Genomic DNA, 21,519 nt, shown 5'->3' with positions numbered 1-21,519 from the left:
TGTGGGGCGATCATGCAGCGAGGGTCGAGATCTTGACGAGGTTGTGGTGTGGGTGCCGAGAACCCTGCCACGGCGTCTGATAAGCGCATTCGCACACAGCAACTCCTGCAGCCGCAGCCCGACCCGCGGCCAAGGATGATCGCTCGCTGTGGCCATTCGACTCACGTACCTGGCGCTCGCCCGCGTGCTGAGCTGGCTGGCGCTGCTCGCCCGATCCGACGCAGCCAAGGAAGCCGAGATCCTCGTGCTCCGTCACGAGCTCGCCGTGCTGCGCCGAGGCAATCCACGCCCGACGTTGAGCTGGGTTGACCGTGCGTTCCTCAGCGCCCTGAGCAGGCTGCTCCCCCCGCAGCTGCGCCGGCTGCGACTGGTGTCACCCAGAACCCTGCTACGCTGGCACGCCCACCTCGTCGCCCGCCGCTGGACCTACCCACGACGCCAACCGGGTCGCCCACTCACCCCAGAGCCAATCCGGGCCCTGGTGCTGCAGATGGCCCGAGAGAACCCCACCTGGGGCTACCGACGCATCCAGGGTGAGCTTGTCGGACTCGGCCATCCAGTCGCCGCTTCCACGGTGTGGAAGATTCTCAAGGCCGCTGGCATCGACCCCGCGCCTCAACGGTCCGGGCCGACCTGGCGGCAGTTCCTGGCTGCGCAGGCCAACGCGATCCTCGCGGCCGACTTCGCCCACGTCGACACCGTCTTCCTGCGCCGCCTCTACATCCTGGTGGTGATCGAGCACGGCAACCGCCGTGTTCGCATAGCCGGGATCACTGCCCACCCCACCAGAGCCTGGGTCACCCAGCAGGCCCGCAACCTGCTCATGGCCCTCGGCGGCCGCGCCGACCAGTTTCAGTTCTTGATCCGCGACCGGGACAGCAAGTTCACCGCCGCCTTCGACGCCGTGTTCGTCGGCGCCGACATCCGCATCATCCGCACCCCGGTTCGGGCACCCCGGGCGAACGCGATCGCCGAGCGCTTCATCGGCACCCTGCGCCGCGAATGCCTCGACCACATCCTCATCACCGGACCGCGCCACCTCGCGGCGGTGTTGCAGGAATACGTCGAGCACTACAACACCCACCGCCCGCACCGATCGCTCCATCAGCACCCGCCCGCAGGCCGCACTCCCCCGCCCTCCGCAGCGACCGTTCGGCCGCTGCGACGAGATCGCCTCGGTGGCCTCGTACACGAGTATGTGCAGGTCGCATGATGTGACCAGGTTCTCGGCACTCACAGCGTTCGCCCGGCCGCCGCGCCGGTCTCTGGAGAGCGGGAACGGGTTGACCATCGGGCCCGTCCCGGCGTCGCGGTGGAAGTCGTAGAACACCCGAAGGACTGTCTCCGAGTGCGCCCGCGTCGCCGCCGCGTACTTCGGTCCCGGACCTGGCTTGCCGGTCACCACATTCGGCACGACACGCCTCCTGCTGACGCCGGAGGCGGCCCGGGTCGACTTGTCCCGCACCGTCAACCAGCGGCAGAAGTCGCGAGCCTCGACCCGGGTCGCCTGGTCCCACCCGACGTCGATGGCCCAGCCGAACCGGAACCAGCGCAGCAGGTCCATCGCATACGACCGCTGCGTCGCAGCCGAGCGGCCCGAGGCCTGCAGCTCCTGCAGGAACGCCATCACCGGAACGACCAGATTGCCGTCGCCGTCGATCAGCCGAACCGGCGCCCACGGATCGCTACCCGCCTCGACCACGCCGACCCTCGGCACGACCAGCATGGACAGATCACGATCTTCACCGATCCCGTCGATCATGGCCGCGGAACGTAGCCCCGCCCAACCCGCTCGAGGTCCAGCGACACGACCGACGGGACCAGTAGTTCAGTCAACAGGAGCACGTTCGGGTTCGATCCGCTGCTCGGCTACGTAGATCACGGAGCTGGCGGCGCTGGAGAACCGGTCGCCGAGCTGTTGCGCCCGGGCAGGGCCGGCTCGAACACCGCCTCGGACCACGTCGCGGTGCTGGATGCCGCGCTCGCGCAGGTGCCCGCCGCGCTGCGCGTCCCGGACCCCGACGGGCGGATCCCGGTGCTGGTGCGCACCGACGCGGCCGCAGCTACGGGCGAGTTCGCCGCACACCTCGCCGCCGCGGGAGTCGAGTTCTCCGTCGGCGCCAGCTTCGCCCACCTCGACATCCACACCGCACTCGCCGCGCTGCCGACACAGGCGTGGACCCCGGCCTATCAGGCCCGCAAGCCGCGCGCCGCCGAGACCGGGATCCAGCTCGAGCCCCGCGACGGCGCCTGGGTCGCCGAGGCCACCGGGCTGATCCCGCTGCCCGGCTGGCCGCCCGGCACCCGCCTGATCCTGCGCAAGGAACGCCCACACCCCGGCGCCCAGCTGCGCACCACCGACGCCGACGGGATGCGCGTCACCGGCTTCCTCACCAACACCGGCCGCGGCGGCCCCGCCCGCCAGCTCGCCGACCTCGAGCTACGCCATCGCCGCCACGCCCGCGTCGAAGACCGCATCCGCGCCGGCAAGGACACCGGTCTGCGCAACCTCCCGTTCCATGACATGGACCAGAACCGGATCTGGGTCGCCATCGCCGCGCTGGCCGCGGACCTGCTGGCCTGGACCGCCCGGCTCGCCCTGCCCACGGCCGCCGCCCTCTACGAGCCGAAACGGCTGCGCCTGCGCATCCTCGCCGTCGCCGGACGGATCGTGCGCACCGCCCGCCGCCGCCTACTCGAGATCGACCCCGCCTGGCCCTGGGCCGACCTGATCACCACCGCACACGCCCGATTGACCGCGCTACCCGCCCCTTGACCACCGCCCCCGGCGCCGACGACCAGGACCCGGAGCACCGGCAGACACGCTGAGCCGGCAACCTCGCCTGCCCGGACCCCGCCCGCCCCCCGACAAGATCAAACACGCCAACCTGAAGATCACAGTACGAGCGTTACGAAAGATCGAGGCTAGCAGGGCGACGTAGGCCGGGAGTAACCGCTGGCCGGGATCAGGAGAGAGGCCCGGGGATGGTTCTCGCTGAGATATCTCCGCATGCGCTCGAGCGCCCTCTGGGCGCGGCGGTTGTTGCCCTTGCTCTGCGATTCGTTGAATCGTTGGCGAACGATCCAGACCGTGGCCTGCACCTGATGTGGCGCTATGTAGCTGCCCTGGTTGTCGCTGAGGATATCCGCGGCCCCGCGGTAGCAGTTCGCGGCCTGTTCGTAACAGAGCTTGGACTGCAGTCCGGAGGCGGCGTAGGCGGCATCGGTGGCACGGGTCCCGCAGGCCACGGAGTAGGCGTGTTTATCGATGCAGACCCGTGTGCACCCTGCAGTCTCATCTTCGGAACTGTCGCCGCCGTAGAAGATCAGGTGTGCAAACGCATTGGTCTTGTACCCCTTGAGCACCTCGTCGTAATGATCCCCGTTCAGGATCCGCTGAGCCTGAGCCTTGGTACGCTCAGTGGCCATCACGCCGCTGCCCACACCGCCCAGAGGGTTCTTCGACTTCGCCACCCTGGCCGCGGTCACGATGGTGCTGGCCCACACCGTCTGAACCGAGTAGACCGCCACCAGACCTGCCACTTCGTACTGCCCCAGTCCGGTGTCCTGGGCGATCACTGCGCAGGTCGCTCGCGCATCGACATACCAGTCCATACCCTGCCGACGCTCGTCGTTGGTCCCCACATACCAGTGGTCGAGGACGTTTTCGACCTTCATCGGGTGGTGCCGGACAAACTCCTGGGCGCGAGCGCGGGCCACGCGCGCCCATTCCCGCCTTTCTTCCTTGTCGGCCATCTGACTGACAAGCTCTGCGGGAACCTTGTCGTCACCAGTGGCGATCCTGCGGCCACGGTCAATATTCTGGCATGTCGATCTCCTGTCCCGAGGAAGATCCGATTTCTCATCGAGCATGGGGGCCGAAACGCCATTTCCCGGCCGGTGCCGGTCCCTCTAATTCAAAGGCTACACGCGGACGTCACGGCCCACTGGGTTCCGCAGAATCCCGTGGGGTCAGCGACTCGCCGACATCCCTGACAGCGGCGCGGAGGCCAATCCTCCGCCAGGGATCTCGTGGACGCAACCCTGGCCCGACGTTGGCGCGAGCCCTGCGGAACAGTTCCGCCGAGCCTGGTGGTTCTCCACCCGGGAGCACCGCAACGACACTCACAGATGCCACAGTGCCCGGGCTGCTGGCGGCTGGTGGTCGCTGCACCCAAGCAACCATGGCATGGTCATACGTCGGCCTCCGACTGACGTTGCTGCTTCACCCGGTCAAGCCCGCGCGTGCCCGGCAACGTCTTTGCCTCGTCGGCCAACGGCGCCGCGTCGCCCGCAACCGTGGCGCACCGCGCGGACGCAGGAGGGACGGACCACGGGATGAGCGACGTCGTGGTGAGCGCCGCCCGGTTCCGCCTCGGCTCGTCGACCTTCGGGGCGAACGACCTTGCTGCCTCGTCAACGGCCGCAGATGACCTGGACGAGCCGGGGAGCCGCTACCAGCGCATCGCCGCCGACCTTCGGGCCGCGATCCGTTGTGGTGCGTTGAGTGCAGGAGACCTGATCCCGACGATCAAGACGATCGCCGGCCGCTATCGGTGTCTGGCGCAACGGCGCATCGGGCGACGAATCTGACCGACGCCGGCGAGGTGATCGCCTCGCCTGGTCGCCGCGCGGTAGTTGCCGATGGAGCAGCAGCCGGCTGGAGAGCAACGATTGCGCAGACAGGCCTCCCCGGCCCAGTCGGCCCCGAGCTCGGAAGGGCCAGCCAGGCTCGCCTCATCTGTCGACCCGACTGCTGCCCTAAGTAACGATGCGGCTGCAGGCAGCGAAGACGAAGCAGAACTACGGCATCATCCGAACTTCTCCGTTGGTCCGGTTGGCCCTGCGTTGAACGACGGCAGCCCCGCCGCGCTGCCCGGCAAATGGACGGGTAGGACAAACGTGATCGACGACGCTTTCGATGCAGGCAGTGCCGAGGTGACGCTCGTTTATCCAGCTGTCCGGGTCTTTCGTTCCTCGGCCATGCACAGCAGCTCAAGCACCCGAGCGTGTCGGACCACGGCTCCTATCGCCGTGAGGGCGCAGTCCACGGGTCGCAATGCAGCGAGCTCGGAGCACTCATCGACGCCAAGCCACGCGCCCTTAGGACGCACTGCACAGCCTGCTCGGACTCGGGACGACGATCGCCCCCCGAGGCGGGCACATGTCGGAAGGGCCTCGGACAAGGGCCCAGACGCTGGCAGGGCAAAGATCGGGCGGAGCAGGCAAGCTCGTCGACTCCGATGCGCGGGCTTGGACGAAATGACCGAACGAAGCTCGCGCTTGGTGGGTCGGGGAGACCGGCTGGCCGCCGATAGCGGTCTGGGCGGCGGATGCTGTGCTGCCTGAGCCGGGCGCGCAGGTGGCCGTTGACGGGAAGCTCGTCACCGTCCTGGCGGCCACGCCGAGCCCGTCCGGCGCCGACCTAGTGTTCCGCCGCGGCGACGGCACTCTCGGGGAGGCGTCACTCGACGCCAGTGACCTGCACCGCGCGCTCGTGCCGGTCAACGATTCTGGCGGAGACCCGGAGCGTGCGCTGACCGGGCTGTGGGGCCGCTGGATGCAGTACGCCGTTCCGCGCATCCGTTCGGCAGTGCTGGCGACCAGGCCTCTGCGGCCGTACGCGCACCAGGACGAGGCCGTCTTCACTCACATGCTCGCCCAGCCCCGACTGCGGTTCCTGCTCGCCGACGAACCCGGCACCGGCAAGACGATCATGACGGGGATGTACCTGGCCGAGGGAACGCGGCGGGGACTGATCCCAGGGCGGACGGTAATCGTCGTCCCGGCCCACCTGGTGGAGAAGTGGCGGCGGGACCTGCGCCGGTACTTCGCCATCGAGGCCGACCGGCTCACTCCGGAGCTCGCCCGCGACCCGAAGGAGCTCGATCCGCGCGTGAGCGTGTGGGTCGTCTCGGTCGACCTGTACACCTACAACACCGACGTGCGCCGCAAGGTGGCTGGGACCCGGGCCTCGTGGTCGCTCGCGGTCTTCGACGAGGCGCACCGGTTGACCCCCACCTCGCAGTACCTGACCGCGGCCCGGGAGCTCGGGGCCGGGACGCACCACCTGCTGCTGCTAACCGCCACGCCGCACCGCGGCAAGGAACATTTCTTCCGCGGGCTGCTGAACCTGCTTGACCCGACCCTCTACCCGTGGGATCCACGGCAGACGGAGTACGACACGGCGCTACGCCCAAGCACGCTGTCCTTCCTGCGGCGGATGAAGGAGGAGCTGAAGGACTTCGAGGGCCGGCCGCTGTTCCCGCCCCGCTACGCCGAGACCGTCCCGGTCGACCTAACGGGCGCGGAGGAGGCCGCCTATACCGCCGTCATGGACTACGTCGACAACTTCTACGGCGAGAACGCGACCCTGGCGCGGTCCATCTACGGCAAGCGCGCGGCGTCGTCGGTGGTGGCGGCGGCGGCGACCATCCGCCGCCGCGAGGAGGCGCTTCGCGGTCCGGCAAGCGGGCGCTCTGACGCGGCGGTCCCCGATGAGTTCGTCGGTGACGGGACTGAACTGCAGCTCGAGGTCACCGACGAGGAGGCGTGGCAGCGTGCCGAGGACGCGGTTGTCTCCGCCCGCACTAAGGACAAGGGCAGGGAATTGGAGCGAATCGCCTCCGTCCTCGAGGCCCTGCGGCTGGCCACCGTCGGCGGCACGCCAACCAAGTGGCTCCGAGCCTGTGAGCTGTTGGAAAAGCACGGGATCCGCCCCGGCGAAAGTCAGCTGCTGGTCTTCAGCGAGTTCGCGGACACCGCGCGCTGGCTGGCCGGCATGTTCGCCAATGCCGGGTTTACCGTTGAGACGCTCGAGGGCGCCGTCGGCCACCGGGAGCGCGACCGGCTGCAGCAGCGGTTCCTCGACGGTGACTTCCAGGTGCTGGTGAGCACCGACGCCGGCGGCGAAGGCATCGACCTACAGAGCGCGAACGTCATGATTGACTGGGACATCCCCTGGTCGTTGGTTCGCCTCGAACAGCGCATGGGCAGGCTACATCGCATCGGCCAGACGCGGCCGGTGCACATCTACCACCTGGTCGCCCCAGCCACCCGCGAAGGCCGCGTCCAGGAGGTCATGCTCGAGAACCTGGAAGCCGCCGGCGAGTCGTTGGGCGGTAGGATCTTTGACCTGCTCGACGCGACCGCCGCCCGCGCGGGATTCGACTACGGGCGCGCCCTGGTCGAGGCCCAGCGCACCGGCGCCCCCATCCACGTACCCGTGCCGGGCACCCAGGAGCTGCTCGACGCCGCCCGCGAACTGGTCGCCGACGAGGACCGGCTGCACACCCCGGCCAACACCGCCGAGGCGATGGCCCGCTTCCGAGCTGACCGACTGGAAGCGATCAACCCGGTCATCGTCGACGCCTTCGTCGACCAGCTGGCCCGCGCACGCGACTGGGCGCTGGGCCCCGGCCCGGCGAAGGGCATCCGCGAGGTCACCGCGCAGGTCCGGCTGCCGCCGGCACTCGGCGGCGGCCTCGAGCGTCTGGTCGCCGCCGACGGCGCATCGGTACGCCAGGCGATCAACGACGGCGCCCAGGGCCTCGACGACGTCGTGGTGCTCGGTCCCACCGAGGAGCCGTTCGCCGAGCTCGTCGACCTGGCTCTGCACGAAGGCGAGACCGAGCTCATCCGCGGCACCCAGCTGGTCGACACCGCCGCACTGACCGGCTACACGCTGCTGATCTACGACGGCGAGGTCGAGGCGCACGACGGCGTCCGCCGCCACCGTCGCAAGGCGCCGCTGCTCATCCGGTTCTCCGCCGCGGGCGCGTTCGAGATCGCCTGGGAATCCCTGATGACGCTGCGTCCGGACACCACCGGGTCCGCGGCGACAACCTTGCCGCCGGCGGTGCGCACGGAGGGCATGGCCCAGGCGCAGGCCGCACTGGCCCGCGAGGTCGACCGCGTCCGCACCGAGCGCTCTGCCTGGGTAGCGAAGGCCCGCGAGCAGCTCGACCAGGTCGAGTACCGCCACCTCGACGAGCTCGACGAACTGCCCGCGGAGGTCCGCCGCGAGCGGCGGGAGGCCTTCGCCGCGCTCAAGGCCGACCGGCTCCGACAGCTGGAGGACATCGGCAAGGTCACCGGCACCGCGCCGCGGCTGATCGGTTGGGCGCAGGTGGCCGCCGGCGCCCGCAGCACCGAGCTCGGCTACGACCCCGACAGCGAGGCGGTCGCCGTCGCGACCGTCCTGGAGGAGCTGGAGCGGCTCGGCTACGTCGTCGACGACCGGCAGACCGCCGGCGTCGGCTACGACCTATTCGCCCGGCACGCGCAGACCGGCGAACAGCGGCTGGTCGAGGTCAAGGGCTTCCAGGCCGGACTCGAGGCAGTGTGGCTCGAGCAGCACGAGTGGGCGCAGGCCCAGCAGCGTGGCGAGGACTACTGGCTGTACGTGGTCACCAACTGCGCGACCGCGCCGACGGTCGTCCTCCGCGCCCAGGACCCGGCCGGCCAGTTGGCCGCCGGTCCGCGGCGCATCGAACGGTTCCAGATCAAGGTCACCGACCTGAAACAGCTTATGAAAGGCGATCAGTGAGCGTCGACGAGCTCCAGCAGACGAGTGACACCCCGCCGACGTTCAGCACCGTCCATGACGTGCGCACCAGGATGATCGACAGGTGGTTCCCCTGTGGACCTGTAGATGCCGCAGTCAAGACCCCCGCAGGTAGTGGGCTGAGCGAGAAGGCTCTGTTCACCTGGTTCGCGTCCCGGCCGATCGCGCAGGCCCGCGCGGCCGTCTTGACTACGCTGCTACCAGACAGGGAGGACCTCCGCTCGGCCGTCGTTGACCTGGTTTCCTCGGGAAGCCGGGACGCCCGCGAGACAGTTGAGGCGGCGCTCGCCGAGGACTACCCGGCGGGCCGGCCGGTTGTGCTCGACGTCTTCTCCGGTCGCGGCATCATCCCGCTGGAGGCGGCGCGGCTCGGTGTCACCGCGGTGGGCACCGACCTGAGCCCCGTAGCGACGCTGGCTGGCCGTCTGCTGGCCGAGTACCCAATGCGTGACTGGTCCGGAGAGCCGCGACTGCCATTCGCCACCGAGACATTAGGCGACGCGACGCTCTTCCCCGAGGAGGCGCCGCGGCTGTTGAACGACGTGGCATCGTTGCTCGCCGAAGTCGGTCGGCGGGCGGCCACCGAGGTGGCCCAGCTCTACCCCCTAAACGCAGCCGGCGAGCACCCGTGGGCCTACCTGTGGGCGCTGAGCATCCCATGTGACCACTGCAAACGACGTTTTCCACTCATCGGCAGCTTGTCGCTGCGGCATCCTTACGCGCGCAGGGACGACCCTGGGCAGACCCTTTACCTCATTGTGGACGATGACACGTGGCGTACCGAGGTGAGGGACGGGCTGCCAGTCCAGGAGCCCACGTTCGCCGCAGCCGTCGGGCGCAAGGGTAAGAGCGCGCGGTGCGTGTTCTGCAAGCACACGCATCCCCTCGACGCCGTCAAGGCAAAGGGGGCCAACGGTGAGTTCACCGACGTCCTGCTCGCCGTGGCCGATGGCGGAGAGACCCCGCGCAAGGTGTTCCGGGCGCCGTCTCAAGCCGACTTCGCCGCACTCGAGAAGGTCTCGGCAGTGCAGTTCGGGCGCGTTGGGAACCTCACGGAGGTTCCTGACGAGCCGATTCCCCCAGGCAATCAGGACACGATTCGTGCTAGCGGCTACGGCTTCCGGACGTACGGCGCGCTCATAAACGCACGACAGACCGCGTACATTGTGGCCCTCGTCCGCGCCATTCGTTCGTGCCACAGTGACATGCTCACGGCGAGTGCCAGCTCGGACTACGCTTCCGCGCTCACAGGCTTTGCCGCCGGCACGTTGGTGAGGAAGCTGCGCCGCTCAACCAGGGGTGCTCGGCTGAACCGACATGGCAAGCCGGACGGATCCCAGCAGAACCGGCTGGACTGTCACGACATCTTCACTGACGAGAGCAAGGTCGCCTTCAACCTCGACTACCTCGAGACAGGTCCAGGCGCCGGACCTGGCACATGGGGGTCCATCGCGTCCAACGGCCTCAAGACGCTCGAGAAGGTCATAAAGGAAAACGGCGCCGGTCGCTCGGGACGATTTCGCCGCGCTTCTGCAGTTGCCCTTCCATTCCGGGACAACTCCGTCGACGCCGTCATCACCGATCCGCCGTACTACAACATGATCGACTACGCCGACGCGTCCGATCTGTTCTACGTCTGGCTGAAGCGCGGCCTGTTCGACGTCATGCCTGATCTGTTCGGTGGGACCGGCCTCCAGGACAAGACCGACGAGATCATCGTCAAGCGCGGCAACGCACCTGGGGAGCACCGCACCCGCGACTTCTACGAACAAATGCTCAGTCGCGCCTTCGCCGAGGCGAAGCGGGTCCTGCGGCCGGACGGTCACCTCGTCGTCGTCTTCGGCCACTCCGACCCCGACGCCTGGCTGCGACTGCTTGCCGCGCTACGCGACGCCGGCTTCGTCGTCACAAGCTCCTGGCCCTCGCGCACCGAGGCCGGCAACACCGGAGTGGCGAGCATCAAGGTCACCGTCACGATCGGCTGCCGGGTCGCCGCACCGCAGCGGCCCGTCGCCACCGCCGCGCAGGTCGACCGCGAGGTCACCACCGCGGTCAAGTCCGCGGTGCTGCAGTGGGACACCGACGGGCTGGCGCTCACCGACCAGCTGATGGCCGCCTACGGGCCGGCGATGGAGGTCTACGGCCGGTACAGCAGCGTGCTGCTGCCCACCGGCGAGCAGGCCGGTCTGGACCGCTACCTGACCCTGGCCCGGGCCGCGGTGCGGGATGCGACCGCGCTGAAGGTCGACCAGCTGCCGCTGGAGACCTTCGATGCCCCCACCCGATTCGCCGTCTTCTGGCAGCGGCTTTACGGCCGCACCGACGTCCCGAAGGGGGAGGCCAGGTTCCTCGCCCAGGCCGACAACCTCCGGCTGGAGGACATGCGCGGGCCGCTGCTGACCGAGAGCAAGAGCGGCTTCAAGCTGCGCCTGGACGCCCCGGATGCGGTCACCGAGCGGTCCTCGAACTTCGAGGTCGCTCGGGCGATGGCGAAGGCATGGGACGACGGCGGCACCGAGGCGGTGGCGACCGTCATGGCGACCGCCGACCGTCAGGCTAACGACGCGCACCTGTGGGCGGTCGTCGCCGAGACCCTCCGGCAGCTGCCGGCCAGCGACCCGGTCACAAAGGCCCTCACGGCGGTTCAGCGCAACGCCGGAACCATCGGAACCATGATCGAGTACGTGGCCGCCGCGGCCGCGGCAGAAGCGGACGCGCGGGCGCAGCTCACGCTGTCCTTCGGGGAGGACCAAGCATGATCGCCAGCAACGCCGCGCAGCACTGGGCGGACATCCTCGAGCTGCGGCCCGAGGTCCGCGCCTCCGACGGGTCGGTGGGCGAGCTCCAGATGAGCCTGCACAAGGCCGTCTACCAGACCGTCGACGTGCCCTACCGCAAGGTCGAGTACTACGGCAACATCACCGAGCCCACCCCGAACCTGGTCGGGTTCTTCGCCCGGGTCGCCCGCCGGCTGGGCACCAACGCCGACGCCCCGGCCCTGTTCCACCTGGACCAGGGGATGGGCGGCGGCAAGAGCCACGCGCTCGTCGGGCTGTACCACATGGCGAGCAGCCCCGAAGGGTTCTTCGCCACCGACCTCGGCCAGCAGGTCTACGCCGAGGCCGCCCGCGGCACGGGCGAGGTCGACCTCATCGGCGCGGTCACGGTGACGCTGACCGCGGACTACTTCAGCCCGGGCAGCACCAGCGAGGTGTTCGGCCCTGCGACCAACCTGTTCGAGCGGTTCATTTGGGCACTCGTCGGCGGGGACATGGACCGCTACCAGCGCTACGTCGCCGGCGGGCCGAACAAGGGCACCCTGCAGCAGGCGCTGACCGACGCCGGACGGCCGGTGCTCATCCTGCTCGACGAGCTCATGGACTACGTCCTGGCGCTCGCCGACGTCGCCCACATCGACACGATGCCGAGCGAGAAGGCGTTCCTCAACGCGCTGCTGGACGCCTGCGACGACGTCCCGCGGGTGGCATTCGTCGTCGTGATGATTCGCTCCGAGCTCGACGAGCGCGGCTATCCACCGGCGGCCGTCGACTTCCGCGACTACGTCGCCGCCCGGCTGGTCCGCAACGGTCAGACCGTCGCGGTCACCGAGGCGCAGGACTTCTCCGCGATCATCCGGCGCCGGCTGTTCGAGCTGCCCGACGGCGAGCTGCCCCTCCGGGACCTGACCCGTCGGTACACGGCCGCCGACCCGGCCTGGCGCCAGCACGTGTTCGATAAGCTCGGTGCCAATCGCGGGCTGCCCGGCTTCGAGGAGCGGGCGGTCGCCAGCTACCCATTCCACCCGGAGCTGATGCGGTTGGTCCGCGAGGAGTGGTCGCAGGTCTCCGGCTTCCAGCGGGTCCGCTCGACCGTCGCCATCTTCGCCCGCACCGCGCTGTACTGGGTCACCGAGCACAAGGCCAGCCGCTGGGCTCCGCCGCTGATCGGCGTCGGCGATATCCCGCTGACCGTCGCCCTCGAGCAGTTGCTCTCGTCCGGCCTGCTGCTCGGCAACGACCGCGCCATCCAGGGCTATCGGGCGGTAGCGAACACCGACGTCACCAGCACCGACGGCCGCAGCGGTCGCGCGGTCAACGTCGACGTGGCGCTGCGCCGCGACGGCGTCACTGTCGACCAGCCGGCACCCGCGGTGCGCATGGCCACCGCTCTGCTGTGCTACTCCATCGTCAGCCGGGGTCGGGGCCGCCGCGGCGCCACGAAGGCCGAGCTGATGCTGGCCATCTTCGGGCCCGCAGGCGCCCCCGTGCCGTACCCGGCCGCCGAGGAGGTGTTCAACAAGCTCACCGGCGACGACGGCCTCGGTGCCCTCGAGGTCACCACGCCCACCAACGCGCCGGCCCGCTACCACCTGTCGATCAAGCAGACACTGCGCATGTACTTCACCGCGGCGATGGCGGTCGTCCCGCCGGAGGCGCGCGGCGAGCTGGTGTGGGAGCAGGCGCAGAAGCTGGCCTCGAAGGGCGTCTTCTACAACCTCGTGACCGTCGACAAGCCCGCCGGTGAGGAGCCGCTGGAGAAGGTCTTCGAGGGCGTCGACAGCAGCGAGACCCGGCTGGTGCTCCTCGACCCGCGCCGGTGGACGCTGCTCAACGGCAAGGACTCCGCCAGCCGGGACGACATCACCGCTCTGCTCGGACTTGGCGACCACCCGCTGCGCGTGGACAACGCCGCCAGCTGCGTCATCGCTTGTGTCAACACTCAGCGCCGTGACATCGCGTTCAAGCGGGCCGCGGAGGTCCTCGCGTGGCGCGAGGTGCTCAAGCAGCTTACCAACGACTCCGAGGACGAGGTCCGGGAGGCGCGCGGCAAGCACGATGAGGCGCTGGCGAAGCTACGCCGCGACGCTGAGCGCGCCTATCAGCACTTCGCCTACCTGGTTCGCGCGGGTGAGCTGCACGTCGAGTTCAAGCGGTTCGACGACGACACACGCACCGCGCTCAACGGCGGGCACGTGTGGACTGCCCTGGTCGAGGCCGGTCGTGCCACCCTGCCAGCGGGGCTGTCCGCAAGCTACGTCGCCGCTCTCCTCGAGGGCTTCGACCGCGTACTCACCCCTCGTGAGATCGTTCAGTCGTTCTATAAGAATCCGTCGTTTCCGCTGATCACCTCCACCGACGAGATCCGCCGTGTGTTGTATGACCTGCTCAACGGCGGTTGGGAGCTCGTCGACGCAGAGAACAATCCACTGTCGATCGCCACGCCCGAGCAGATCTCCATCAACTCCATCAACCAGGCGCTGCGCCGCCGACCGGAACAGCCGACGACATCGCCCGGTCCACAGCCAGTCACCCCCGGCGGCACGCCCGGCGAGGACGACCAGAACACTCGGTCTTCTGCCCCCGACGACCGCGCGGACCACGATCCGACCAAGTCCAGTTCGGCAAAGCCGGCGGGTCCGACCGTCTACAAGCGGTACACGATCCAGCTCGCGAACCGCAGCATCACTGGTGCGGACGCTCGCGACCAGGCGTGGCAGCTGTTCAGGGAGTTGGCGAAGGTGATCGACAACGCCAACTCCGCCGACCACCAGCTGCTGACACTCCACCTGACTCTGGTGACTGCCGAGGGGCATCAGGGCGCCATCGCGGCAAAGGCCCAGGCACTCGGATCACAGGTGCGCGTCGAGGATGATGACTTCTGACGCTGCGTTGCAGACACCGCGCCATGGGTATCCTGGCAGACAGGTACGCGCGGATCCTTGCACCGACGTGTCCAGTCCCAGTTGTTGCTTGACGTTTCTGTCTCAGCTGATGCTTGTCAGTGGATCTAGGAGACGTGGGGGACTTTGCGGGGTCGGTCGGCGACCTCGTTCGTGCAATTGCGGCGCACACACGTGTGGTATCGGCCATGGCGAGCCACATCACCCGCATCCCCGCATGTCCTCCAGCGCCTGGGCAATCAACGCCAAGTCACCAGTCCAGATGCCATTCGAAGGTTGCACCCGACGCCATCGTGATCGGCCGACGGAGTCACGAATGATCCGGCGAACTAGAACCAGACGAAGCGGAAGCTGCCAACGAACGCAGGAACGATCGCGGCAGTCCGCGGCGGAATACGCCTTCACCGCCTCCGAGTACCGAAGCCACCGGCCAGGGCCGGCATGCCGGCGTTCTGACGCTTCTGACTTGTTGGATGGGCTCAGGCCGCTGGGTCTGCAGCCCATAGCGTGCCGAGGGTGACGGTCGGCTGGCTCGGACGCTTCTTGCCGCCCTTGTCGGGCTGGCTCACCCATAGCGTGCCGCCGGCCGTCGCCCGCCCGCGGCGTGGCTCAACAGAGGCATGAACCCACCTGAAGCCAGGCTGCCCGTCGCGGTGCTTCCCGGAACCTGCGACGGAAGGTGGCGCGTGATCACGATCGGGATCGACCCGCACCAGAGCTCGCTGACCGCGGTGGCCCTCGAGCCCTCCGGCAAGGTCGCGGCCACGATCCGCCTCGAGGTGAACAGCACCGCTGTCGCGGCGCTGCGCGCCTGGGCAGCACGCTGGGATCAACGCTGGTGGGCGGTCGAAGGCGCAGCGGGACTGGGTCGCGGCGTGGCCCAGGGCCTGGGCGCCGCCGGCGACCCGTCGTGGACGTGCCCGCCCAGTTGGCCGCGCGAGCGCGGCTGCTCAACACCGGCCGCGCCCGCAAAACCGATCCGATCGATGCCACGTCGGTGGCCACGGTCGCCCAGCACCATCGGCGGCTGCACCCGGTCCAGGCCGAGGACCACAGCGTCGTGCTGCGGCTGCTCTCCGAACGACGTGACGACCTGGCCGAGGAGCGCACCCGCACCGCGAACCGGCTCCACGCGCTGCTGCGCGATCTGCTCGAGGGAGGCGCCAAACGCAACCTCACCGTGGACCGGGCCGTCGCGCTGCTGCGCAGGATGCGCCCGGCGACCCGCGTCGATGAGCAGCGCACGGCCTTGGCTCGGGACCTGGTGGCCGACCTGCGTCGTCTCGACACCGCGCTGGAGCGCAACGCCACCGACATCGCCGCTGCCGTCACCGCCCACGGCACGACCGTGACCCAGATCCACGGCGTCGGACCGGTTCTCGCCGCGAAGATCGTCGGCCACACCCGCACGGTCGTCGGTTTCCCAGCCGACACCACTACGCCAGCTACTGCGGCACCGCACCGATCGAGGCGTCCACCGGGGGACCAGCGCCGCCATCGCCTGTCCCGGGCCGGGAACCGTCAGCTCAACCGCGCCCTGCACCTCGTCGCGGTCTGCCAGATCCGCACCAGCGGCCCCGGGCGTGACTTCTAACACGGCGAAGGGAGCAGTCCCCATCCGCATCAAACCCCGGAGTCCCACAAGAGATCCGCAAACGCTAGTGCGGTGACCATGAACGTTCACCGGTTGGCGACACGCCGGGCAGCGTCCCTGATCGCCGGGGCGGGTGATCCCACTCTCGGCGCTGACATCGTGTCGGTCGGCAAGTGGGGGTTGGGGTGGCAGAGCCTGTCAGAGCACGACGGTTGACCGACGAGGAAGGCCGTCGGCTGACTCAGATCGTGCGCCGCGGGCGCGGGAACCCGATTCGGGTCCGCCGGGCGACGATCATCATGGCCTCGGCGTCGGGAACGCTTGTGCCCGCGATCGCGCGGCTGGTGGCAGCCGATGAGGACACCGTCCGCGATGTGATCCACGCGTTCAACCAGCGGGGGCTGGCCGCGCTGGACCCTCAGTGGGCGGGAGGCCGTCCCCGCCTGATCAGTGACGACGACATCGGTTTCATCGCCCGCGACGGCCACCACCCGCCCGGGCAAGCTCGGCTGCCCGTTCACACGCTGGAGCATCCGCAAACTCGTCGCCTACCTCGCCCGCTGCCACGAACGACGGATCGTGATCGGCCGCGAACGGCTGCGACTCATCCTGCGCGAGGCCGGGGTGTCGTTCCAGCGAACCCGGACCTGGAAGGAATCCACGGACCCGGACAAGGACCTCAAGCTGGACCGCATCGAGGAAGTGACCAGCCGGTTCCCCGACCGTTGCTTCGCGTTCGACCAGTTCGGGCCGCTGTCGATTCGTCCCTGCCACGGCTCCACCTGGGCTCGCGAGTCCAAGCCGACCCGGTTGCCCGCGACCTACACCCGCACCCACGCCCGTCCGCTACTTCCACGGCTGTTACAGCATCGCCGATGACCAGCTCTGGGGTGTGAACCGGCGCCGCAAGGGCGCCGATCACACCCTCGCGGCGCTCCGCTCGATCCGCGCGGCCCGCCCGGACCGCGCACCGATCTACGTGATCATGGATAACCTGTCGGCGAACAAGACCCCCGCGATCCGGGCGTGGGCGGCGCGGAACAAGGTCGAGCTGTGTTTCACCCCGACCTCCGCGTCCTGGGCCAACCCGATCGAGGCCCAGTTCGGGCCGCTGCGCACCTTCGTGATGGGCGCCTCGAACCACCCCAACCACACCGTGCTGGCCCGCCGGCTGCAGGGCTACCTGCGTTGGCGCAACGCCAACGCCCGGCACCCCGACGTTCTCGCGGCCCAACGCCGCGAACGCGCCCGCGTCCGCAGCGAACGTCAGCAACGCTGGGGCCGCCCCCGCAACACCGCCGCATGACCACAACCGGCGAACGTATGTGGTCACCGCACTAGTGACAGTCCCCTGGCCCGGCCGCTATCACAGGGTGCGGTGGTGCACCTCAGGGCCCGACTGCTCATGCGCCGCCGACATCAGGTGGCGACCGATAATGTTGGGCCTGGCTACCGGTATGCTGTGGTACCCATTGAATCGCCAGTGCGTGATATCTTCTTCGCGAAACAGTCGTCTGGTCGAATCCCTTGTGCGTCGCACCAAGAGTTCGCTTCTTTAGGTGTGGAAGAAGGCTGGTTGACCACAGTGATCCAAAAGTCGCCATTCCTGTAGCTGGGGTAGTCGCCAGACCATAGAAGTAGGGCGCCGGGATACGTCGAGCGCAGAACCATGTGATCGGCGAGGACGTCTGCTGGCGAGAAGGCCTGGCCCTCGGCAACCAAACCCGGCTTCTTTGCCGACAGCTGCGGCACCCAGTAACCGATTAGGCGCTCGACGTTTGGGTCATCAGCAGCTCGCAGTTGCTGAAGCTGCGTCTGAGGGTCAGCGCTGACCTGAGACGGGGGCGCGGAATTGATCGACAGCCCTGGGTCTCCCCGAGACACTGAGCTTGCCCCAGTACCGGCGAAAGTAAGTATTGCCCCTAGCAGAAGCGCCGTTGCTAGCAGAGTCGTACACGCCACCCAAACCCAGACCTTGCGCTCTTTGGGATGGGCTACTGTCTTGTGCTGTGGTGAGGTCGCGGTACGCGCTGCAGGGGGGGATACTGGGTCCGGCGGTTCGCCGGTGACGCTGGCGTCTGCTGAGGCCATCGAACGTGCTCGCGCGGCAGCGCGATCATTCTCTGCTTCCTCGGCGTTTCCTAGCATCTCGTAGACATCGGCACGTTCGGACAAGAAGTCGGGCGATTCGAGGCAAAGCTGGATAGCACGGCTGTAATCTTGTAGGCAGCTCTCAAGATCGCCGTTACGTCGGTGGACATGCCCGCGCAGGATATATGCCGACTCATCCGGCAGTGTGGCGATAGCATCGTTTGCATCCTTGAGCGCTTGGTCTAGATCGCCGATCTGGATGAGAAGTCTGGCGCGGCTAAGGAGGCTTATTTGGCGAAGCTCTGGAATCTGAGCCTGAGTGAGCATCGTGAACTCTTGAATAGCTTTCCCGGGCTTGTTCGCGTCATCATAGATATCAGCTCGAATCATATGGGCCTGTGTCTCATCTAGGCCCACCTGAATCGCTCGATCGAGAGATCTGATTGCGGCGTCGAACTGTCCTTTTCTTTGGAGTGCTAGCGCGAGCGCCGCGTGCCCATCTTCTAGCTGAGGATAGCGACGAGTGAAGTCGGTGGCGAGTGCAAGAAACTGGTCGTCATCTTCGGACTCCGAGGCCTCTTCCAGCGCTGTCGCGGCACGAACCAGCCTTCGGTCTTGTGAATTCCGAGCCAGAGTTCGTATGCCGGAGATTCCTGATCCGATCAGCCAGCCAGTCGCCGAAGCTGCTCCTCCGACGAGGGCGCCTGCCGCCTCGTCCTCCCAGGTGGTCCGCCGGACGTAGTGGCTGCCACCTGGCAGACGATCGTGCCTGTACATGGGCATGGAGGGTTTCCCCTCTCCCGTGGAGCTCCTGGAAGCTGTGGTCGAGGCGGGACAAGATGTCGGGAGCGGACTCGCGAAGCGTGTGGTGGGCGTTACATCGCCATCGGATTGACCTGGCCTCCGGCGGCCTGGCGCAGCCCGGACCCCGCGGCCGGTCCGGGATGTCGGCGTACTACCTCATGTGTCGGTCGGAGTACGACCGACACATGTCGGTCCCGGCGGGGGGATCATGACACGGGAGTGCTGCTGGGGGCGAGTGACGCGCGGTCTTTGAGGCGGTAGCTGGGTCCGTTGATGCTGAGCACGTGGCAGTGGTGCAGGAGCCGGTCGAGGATGGCGGTGGCCAGGACGTCGTCGGCGAACACGTGGCCCCACTCGCTGAACGCCTTGTTGCTGGTGAGGATCACCGAGCCGCGTTCGTAGCGGCGGCTGATCAGCTGGAACACCATGTTCGCCGCGGCCCGGTCCAGCGGGAGGTAGCCGACCTCGTCGAGGACCAGGACGGCGGGTCGTAGGTAGGTTTGGAGCTTCTTGGCGAACCGCCCGGTCTGCTCGGCGGCGCGGAGTTGTCGGACGGCCTCGTCGAGGCTGGTGAAGTAGATCGAGTAGCCGGCGCCGGCGGCGGCGACGGCGAGCGCGACGGCGAGGTGGGTCTTCCCGACCCCGGGTGGGCCGAGCAGGGCGATGTTGCTGTGGCTGGCCACGAACTCCAGGGCGGCCAGGTCGCGGACCTTGCGGGTGTCGAGCTCGGGTTGGAAGGCGAAGTCGAACTGGTCCAGGCCCTTGTGGTGGGGCAGCCCGGAGAGTTTGAGCGCGGTCCGGAACCGGCGGCCCTCCCGGACGCCGAGTTCCTCGCCCAGGAGCAGGTCGACGAACTCGAGGTAGCCCATGGTGTCGGCCTCTGCCCGGGCGACGAGCGTTTCGAGGTGCTGGCCCAGATGCGGCGGGGTGAGGCGGGTGGCGTGGCCGCGGATGCGGGTGGTGACCAGCTCGCTCATGCCGCCGGTCCTGCCCCGATGCCGGCGTGGCGCAGCGCGGTTCGCAGTGCCACGGCGTGCTCGCCGAGATCGTTGACGAGGTCGTCGACCAGGCGCTCGCGGGAGGCGAAGGACGACGCCCGGCCCAGCCCGGTGAGGAACCCGGCGAGGTCGTCGAGGGCCTCGTCGCCGCAGTGCAGCAGCCAGTCCTCGACGGTGCCGATCAGATGGCGCAGCCGCTCGGCCTGGTCGGGATCCAGAACAACGCCAGGCTCGGTGGCGGGTGCGACGTTGACGGTGCTCACCGGTCGCTCCCCTCGGCCGGCCCAGCAGTGGTGATCCCGGTAGTGGTGATCCCGGTAGTGGTGATCCCGGCGGCGGTGTCGTAGGAGGTCAGCGCTCGTCGTGCGACCGGGGTCGCGGCGATCGGGCGGGCTGCGATCAGCCCGGCGAGCGGGTCGAGCCCCGGCTCGTCCTCGGCTCTGGCAGTGGTGTCGGGCGGCTGGGGTGGCGGGTCCAGGGTGACTGCGCGGGTGTGTCCGTCGGGCAGCCCGTCCCAGTGCGTCGGGTCGACCACCATCACGCCACGACGATTGGCCCGGGCGTGCGCGGCCAGCATGATCGGGTCACCGTCGAGGGCCAGGCGGTGGATCGTGACGGTGTCGGCGCTGATCCGCAGCTCGACCCGCTGCCCGGCCCGTGCTGGGCGCCCGTCGCCGGCGCGGGCGGGCACCGAGTAGCTCGATCCCTCGAAGCTGATCAGGCAGTCCCGCCCGACCCGGCGCAGGTGCCGGTCTGTGACCAGGTAGGGCAGCTCGGGCAGAGCGCCCAGCGCACCGTGATCGGCTGCGGCGCGGACCCCGATGAGCTCGCCGTGGGTGCGGTGACGCTGGGCGCGGCGGATCGGCACCCACTGGGCGAACGCCCCGTCCAGCTCGGCCAGGCTGTCGAACGTGCGTCCGGCCAGGACGTGGTCGCGCACGATCGCGACCTGGCGCTCGACGCGGCCCTTCCCGGTCGGGCGGTAGGCGGCGAGCACGTCGATCACGAACCGGTAATGCTGCGCGAACGCCGCGGCCTGCGGGTGCAGCGGCACCGCCTCCCGAGGCGCGACGTGCCGCTTGACCACGGTCTTGGTGCGGTCATAGACGATCGCGGCAGGCACCCCGCCGAAGTGCGCGAACGCCCGGCGGTGGCAGTCGAAGAACGTGCCCAGGTCCTGGCTGGTGGTGAAGCAGCAGAACGGGTCCCGGGAGTAGGACAACGTCATGTGGAACGAGTAGACCTTCGCGACACCACGATCGAGCAGGACCTGACCTTCGTCGCCCCAGTCGACCTGGGCTTGGGCGCCGGCGATCACCTCGAACCGGCGGTGCAACCCGTTCAGGCCCGACTCGACCTCGCCGTCGCGGGCCAGCCGTTCGCGGGCCTCGGCGACGTAGAGCTTGACCCGCTGGTAATGCCCGTCGAATCCGTGCTCGGCGACGAGCCGCTCATGGATCACCGAGGCCTTCAACCGCGAATCGGCGGCCAACCAGGCATCGACCACCGGGGCCAGAGCGTCGATCTTGCGGGCGACGGTGCCCTTGCGCCGCGGCGCGACCGGCGGCCCGGCCGGCGCGCCGGTCGACGGGTAGCGCTTCACGGTGCGCCAGTCCAGGCCGACCTCATCGGCGATCTCTCGCCAGGTCGCGCCGGCATCACGCAACGGCTTGTAGCGGCGTAGGTCCATCCATGCCTCCACGGGCAGGATCACGGGGTGGCCCCCTCCGGTCTGGTCTGCTTGGCGGCTGACAAGACCGGAGGGTGGCCACGCCCTCGGCGAATC

Annotated in this window: 13 protein-coding genes and 2 pseudogenes; 10 read left to right on the top strand and 5 right to left on the bottom strand. The window is 68.7% G+C overall.

Annotated elements, in window-relative coordinates; genetic code table 11:
- Window positions 1-490 precede the first annotated feature (490 nt).
- A complete protein-coding gene (locus FB558_RS45525) occupies window positions 491-1,213 on the top strand; it encodes an integrase core domain-containing protein (protein WP_342787459.1) in 723 nt (240 codons plus the stop codon).
- 642 nt (window positions 1,214-1,855) lie between these two features.
- A pseudogene (locus FB558_RS17715) lies at window positions 1,856-2,776 on the top strand (transposase); the annotation flags it as partial.
- 149 nt (window positions 2,777-2,925) lie between these two features.
- Here the strand turns inward: FB558_RS17715 and FB558_RS17710 are convergent.
- Entirely contained in the window at window positions 2,926-3,756 is an 831-nt protein-coding gene (locus FB558_RS17710; protein ID WP_142054881.1) for a DUF7178 family protein, read from the bottom strand.
- A 582-nt stretch (window positions 3,757-4,338) separates the two neighbouring features.
- On the opposite strand from FB558_RS17710, the gene FB558_RS17705 reads away from it, so the two are divergent.
- The 8 genes and pseudogenes from FB558_RS17705 to FB558_RS44540 all read left to right on the top strand — a co-directional run bounded on the left by FB558_RS17705 (window position 4,339) and on the right by FB558_RS44540 (window position 17,146).
- On the top strand, window positions 4,339-4,593 hold the full coding sequence (locus tag FB558_RS17705) for a GntR family transcriptional regulator (protein WP_142054879.1): 255 nt from the start codon (window positions 4,339-4,341) through the stop codon (window positions 4,591-4,593).
- Window positions 4,594-5,338: 745 nt separating this feature from the next.
- On the top strand, window positions 5,339-8,548 hold the full coding sequence (locus FB558_RS17700; RefSeq protein WP_142054877.1) for a helicase-related protein: 3,210 nt from the start codon (window positions 5,339-5,341) through the stop codon (window positions 8,546-8,548).
- Window positions 8,545-11,325, top strand: coding sequence for a hypothetical protein (locus tag FB558_RS44555; protein ID WP_246106589.1), 2,781 nt, complete (start codon window positions 8,545-8,547; stop codon window positions 11,323-11,325). The genes FB558_RS17700 and FB558_RS44555 overlap by 4 nt, the downstream gene beginning before the upstream one ends.
- Entirely contained in the window at window positions 11,322-14,228 is a 2,907-nt protein-coding gene (locus FB558_RS17695) for a DUF499 domain-containing protein (RefSeq protein WP_342787458.1), read from the top strand. Before FB558_RS44555 ends, FB558_RS17695 begins: the two co-directional genes overlap by 4 nt.
- A 928-nt stretch (window positions 14,229-15,156) precedes the next feature.
- Window positions 15,157-15,840, top strand: coding sequence for an IS110 family transposase (locus tag FB558_RS17690; RefSeq protein ID WP_142054872.1), 684 nt, complete (start codon window positions 15,157-15,159; stop codon window positions 15,838-15,840).
- Between the two features lie 299 nt (window positions 15,841-16,139).
- Window positions 16,140-16,238 (top strand): annotated as a pseudogene (locus tag FB558_RS44550) (hypothetical protein); the annotation flags it as partial.
- Between the two features lie 52 nt (window positions 16,239-16,290).
- Window positions 16,291-16,719: a hypothetical protein gene (locus tag FB558_RS44545; RefSeq protein ID WP_246106702.1), complete on the top strand. Its 429-nt coding sequence runs from the start codon at window positions 16,291-16,293 to the stop codon at window positions 16,717-16,719.
- Window positions 16,720-16,732: 13 nt separating this feature from the next.
- Window positions 16,733-17,146: a transposase gene (locus tag FB558_RS44540; RefSeq protein WP_246106588.1), complete on the top strand. Its 414-nt coding sequence runs from the start codon at window positions 16,733-16,735 to the stop codon at window positions 17,144-17,146.
- Window positions 17,147-17,289: 143 nt separating this feature from the next.
- Here the strand turns inward: FB558_RS44540 and FB558_RS17680 are convergent, their stop codons facing one another.
- The 4 genes from FB558_RS17680 to istA all read right to left on the bottom strand — a co-directional run bounded on the left by FB558_RS17680 (window position 17,290) and on the right by istA (window position 21,447).
- Window positions 17,290-18,708, bottom strand: a complete 1,419-nt coding sequence (locus tag FB558_RS17680) for a tetratricopeptide repeat protein (RefSeq protein ID WP_170231368.1) — start codon at window positions 18,706-18,708, stop codon at window positions 17,290-17,292.
- 233 nt (window positions 18,709-18,941) lie between these two features.
- Complete coding sequence (gene istB, locus FB558_RS17675) at window positions 18,942-19,712, bottom strand: IS21-like element helper ATPase IstB (RefSeq protein ID WP_142054868.1); 771 nt, start codon at window positions 19,710-19,712, stop codon at window positions 18,942-18,944.
- Complete coding sequence (locus FB558_RS17670) at window positions 19,709-19,996, bottom strand: hypothetical protein (RefSeq protein WP_142054866.1); 288 nt, start codon at window positions 19,994-19,996, stop codon at window positions 19,709-19,711. Before FB558_RS17670 ends, istB begins: the two co-directional genes overlap by 4 nt.
- Complete coding sequence (gene istA, locus FB558_RS17665) at window positions 19,993-21,447, bottom strand: IS21 family transposase (RefSeq protein ID WP_211366654.1); 1,455 nt, start codon at window positions 21,445-21,447, stop codon at window positions 19,993-19,995. Before istA ends, FB558_RS17670 begins: the two co-directional genes overlap by 4 nt.
- Window positions 21,448-21,519 lie beyond the last annotated feature (72 nt).

This window comes from Pseudonocardia kunmingensis (genome assembly GCF_006716445.1).
GTDB classification, from domain to species: Bacteria; Actinomycetota; Actinomycetes; order Mycobacteriales; family Pseudonocardiaceae; genus Pseudonocardia; species Pseudonocardia kunmingensis.
Note: the sequence above shows the minus strand (reverse complement) of the source record. Positions and strands in the feature narration are given on the sequence as shown.

What these genes read in the sequence shown, in the direction of transcription:
- FB558_RS17695 (WP_342787458.1), top strand. Translation starts at nt 11,322, where the DNA reads ATGATCGCCAGCAACGCCGCGCAGCACTGGGCGGACATCCTCGAGCTG.
- istB (WP_142054868.1), bottom strand. Translation starts at nt 19,712, where the DNA reads ATGAGCGAGCTGGTCACCACCCGCATCCGCGGCCACGCCACCCGCCTC.
- FB558_RS17710 (WP_142054881.1), bottom strand. Translation starts at nt 3,756, where the DNA reads ATGGCCGACAAGGAAGAAAGGCGGGAATGGGCGCGCGTGGCCCGCGCT.
- FB558_RS17680 (WP_170231368.1), bottom strand. Translation starts at nt 18,708, where the DNA reads ATGTACAGGCACGATCGTCTGCCAGGTGGCAGCCACTACGTCCGGCGG.
- FB558_RS17705 (WP_142054879.1), top strand. Translation starts at nt 4,339, where the DNA reads ATGAGCGACGTCGTGGTGAGCGCCGCCCGGTTCCGCCTCGGCTCGTCG.
- FB558_RS45525 (WP_342787459.1), top strand. Translation starts at nt 491, where the DNA reads ATGGCCCGAGAGAACCCCACCTGGGGCTACCGACGCATCCAGGGTGAG.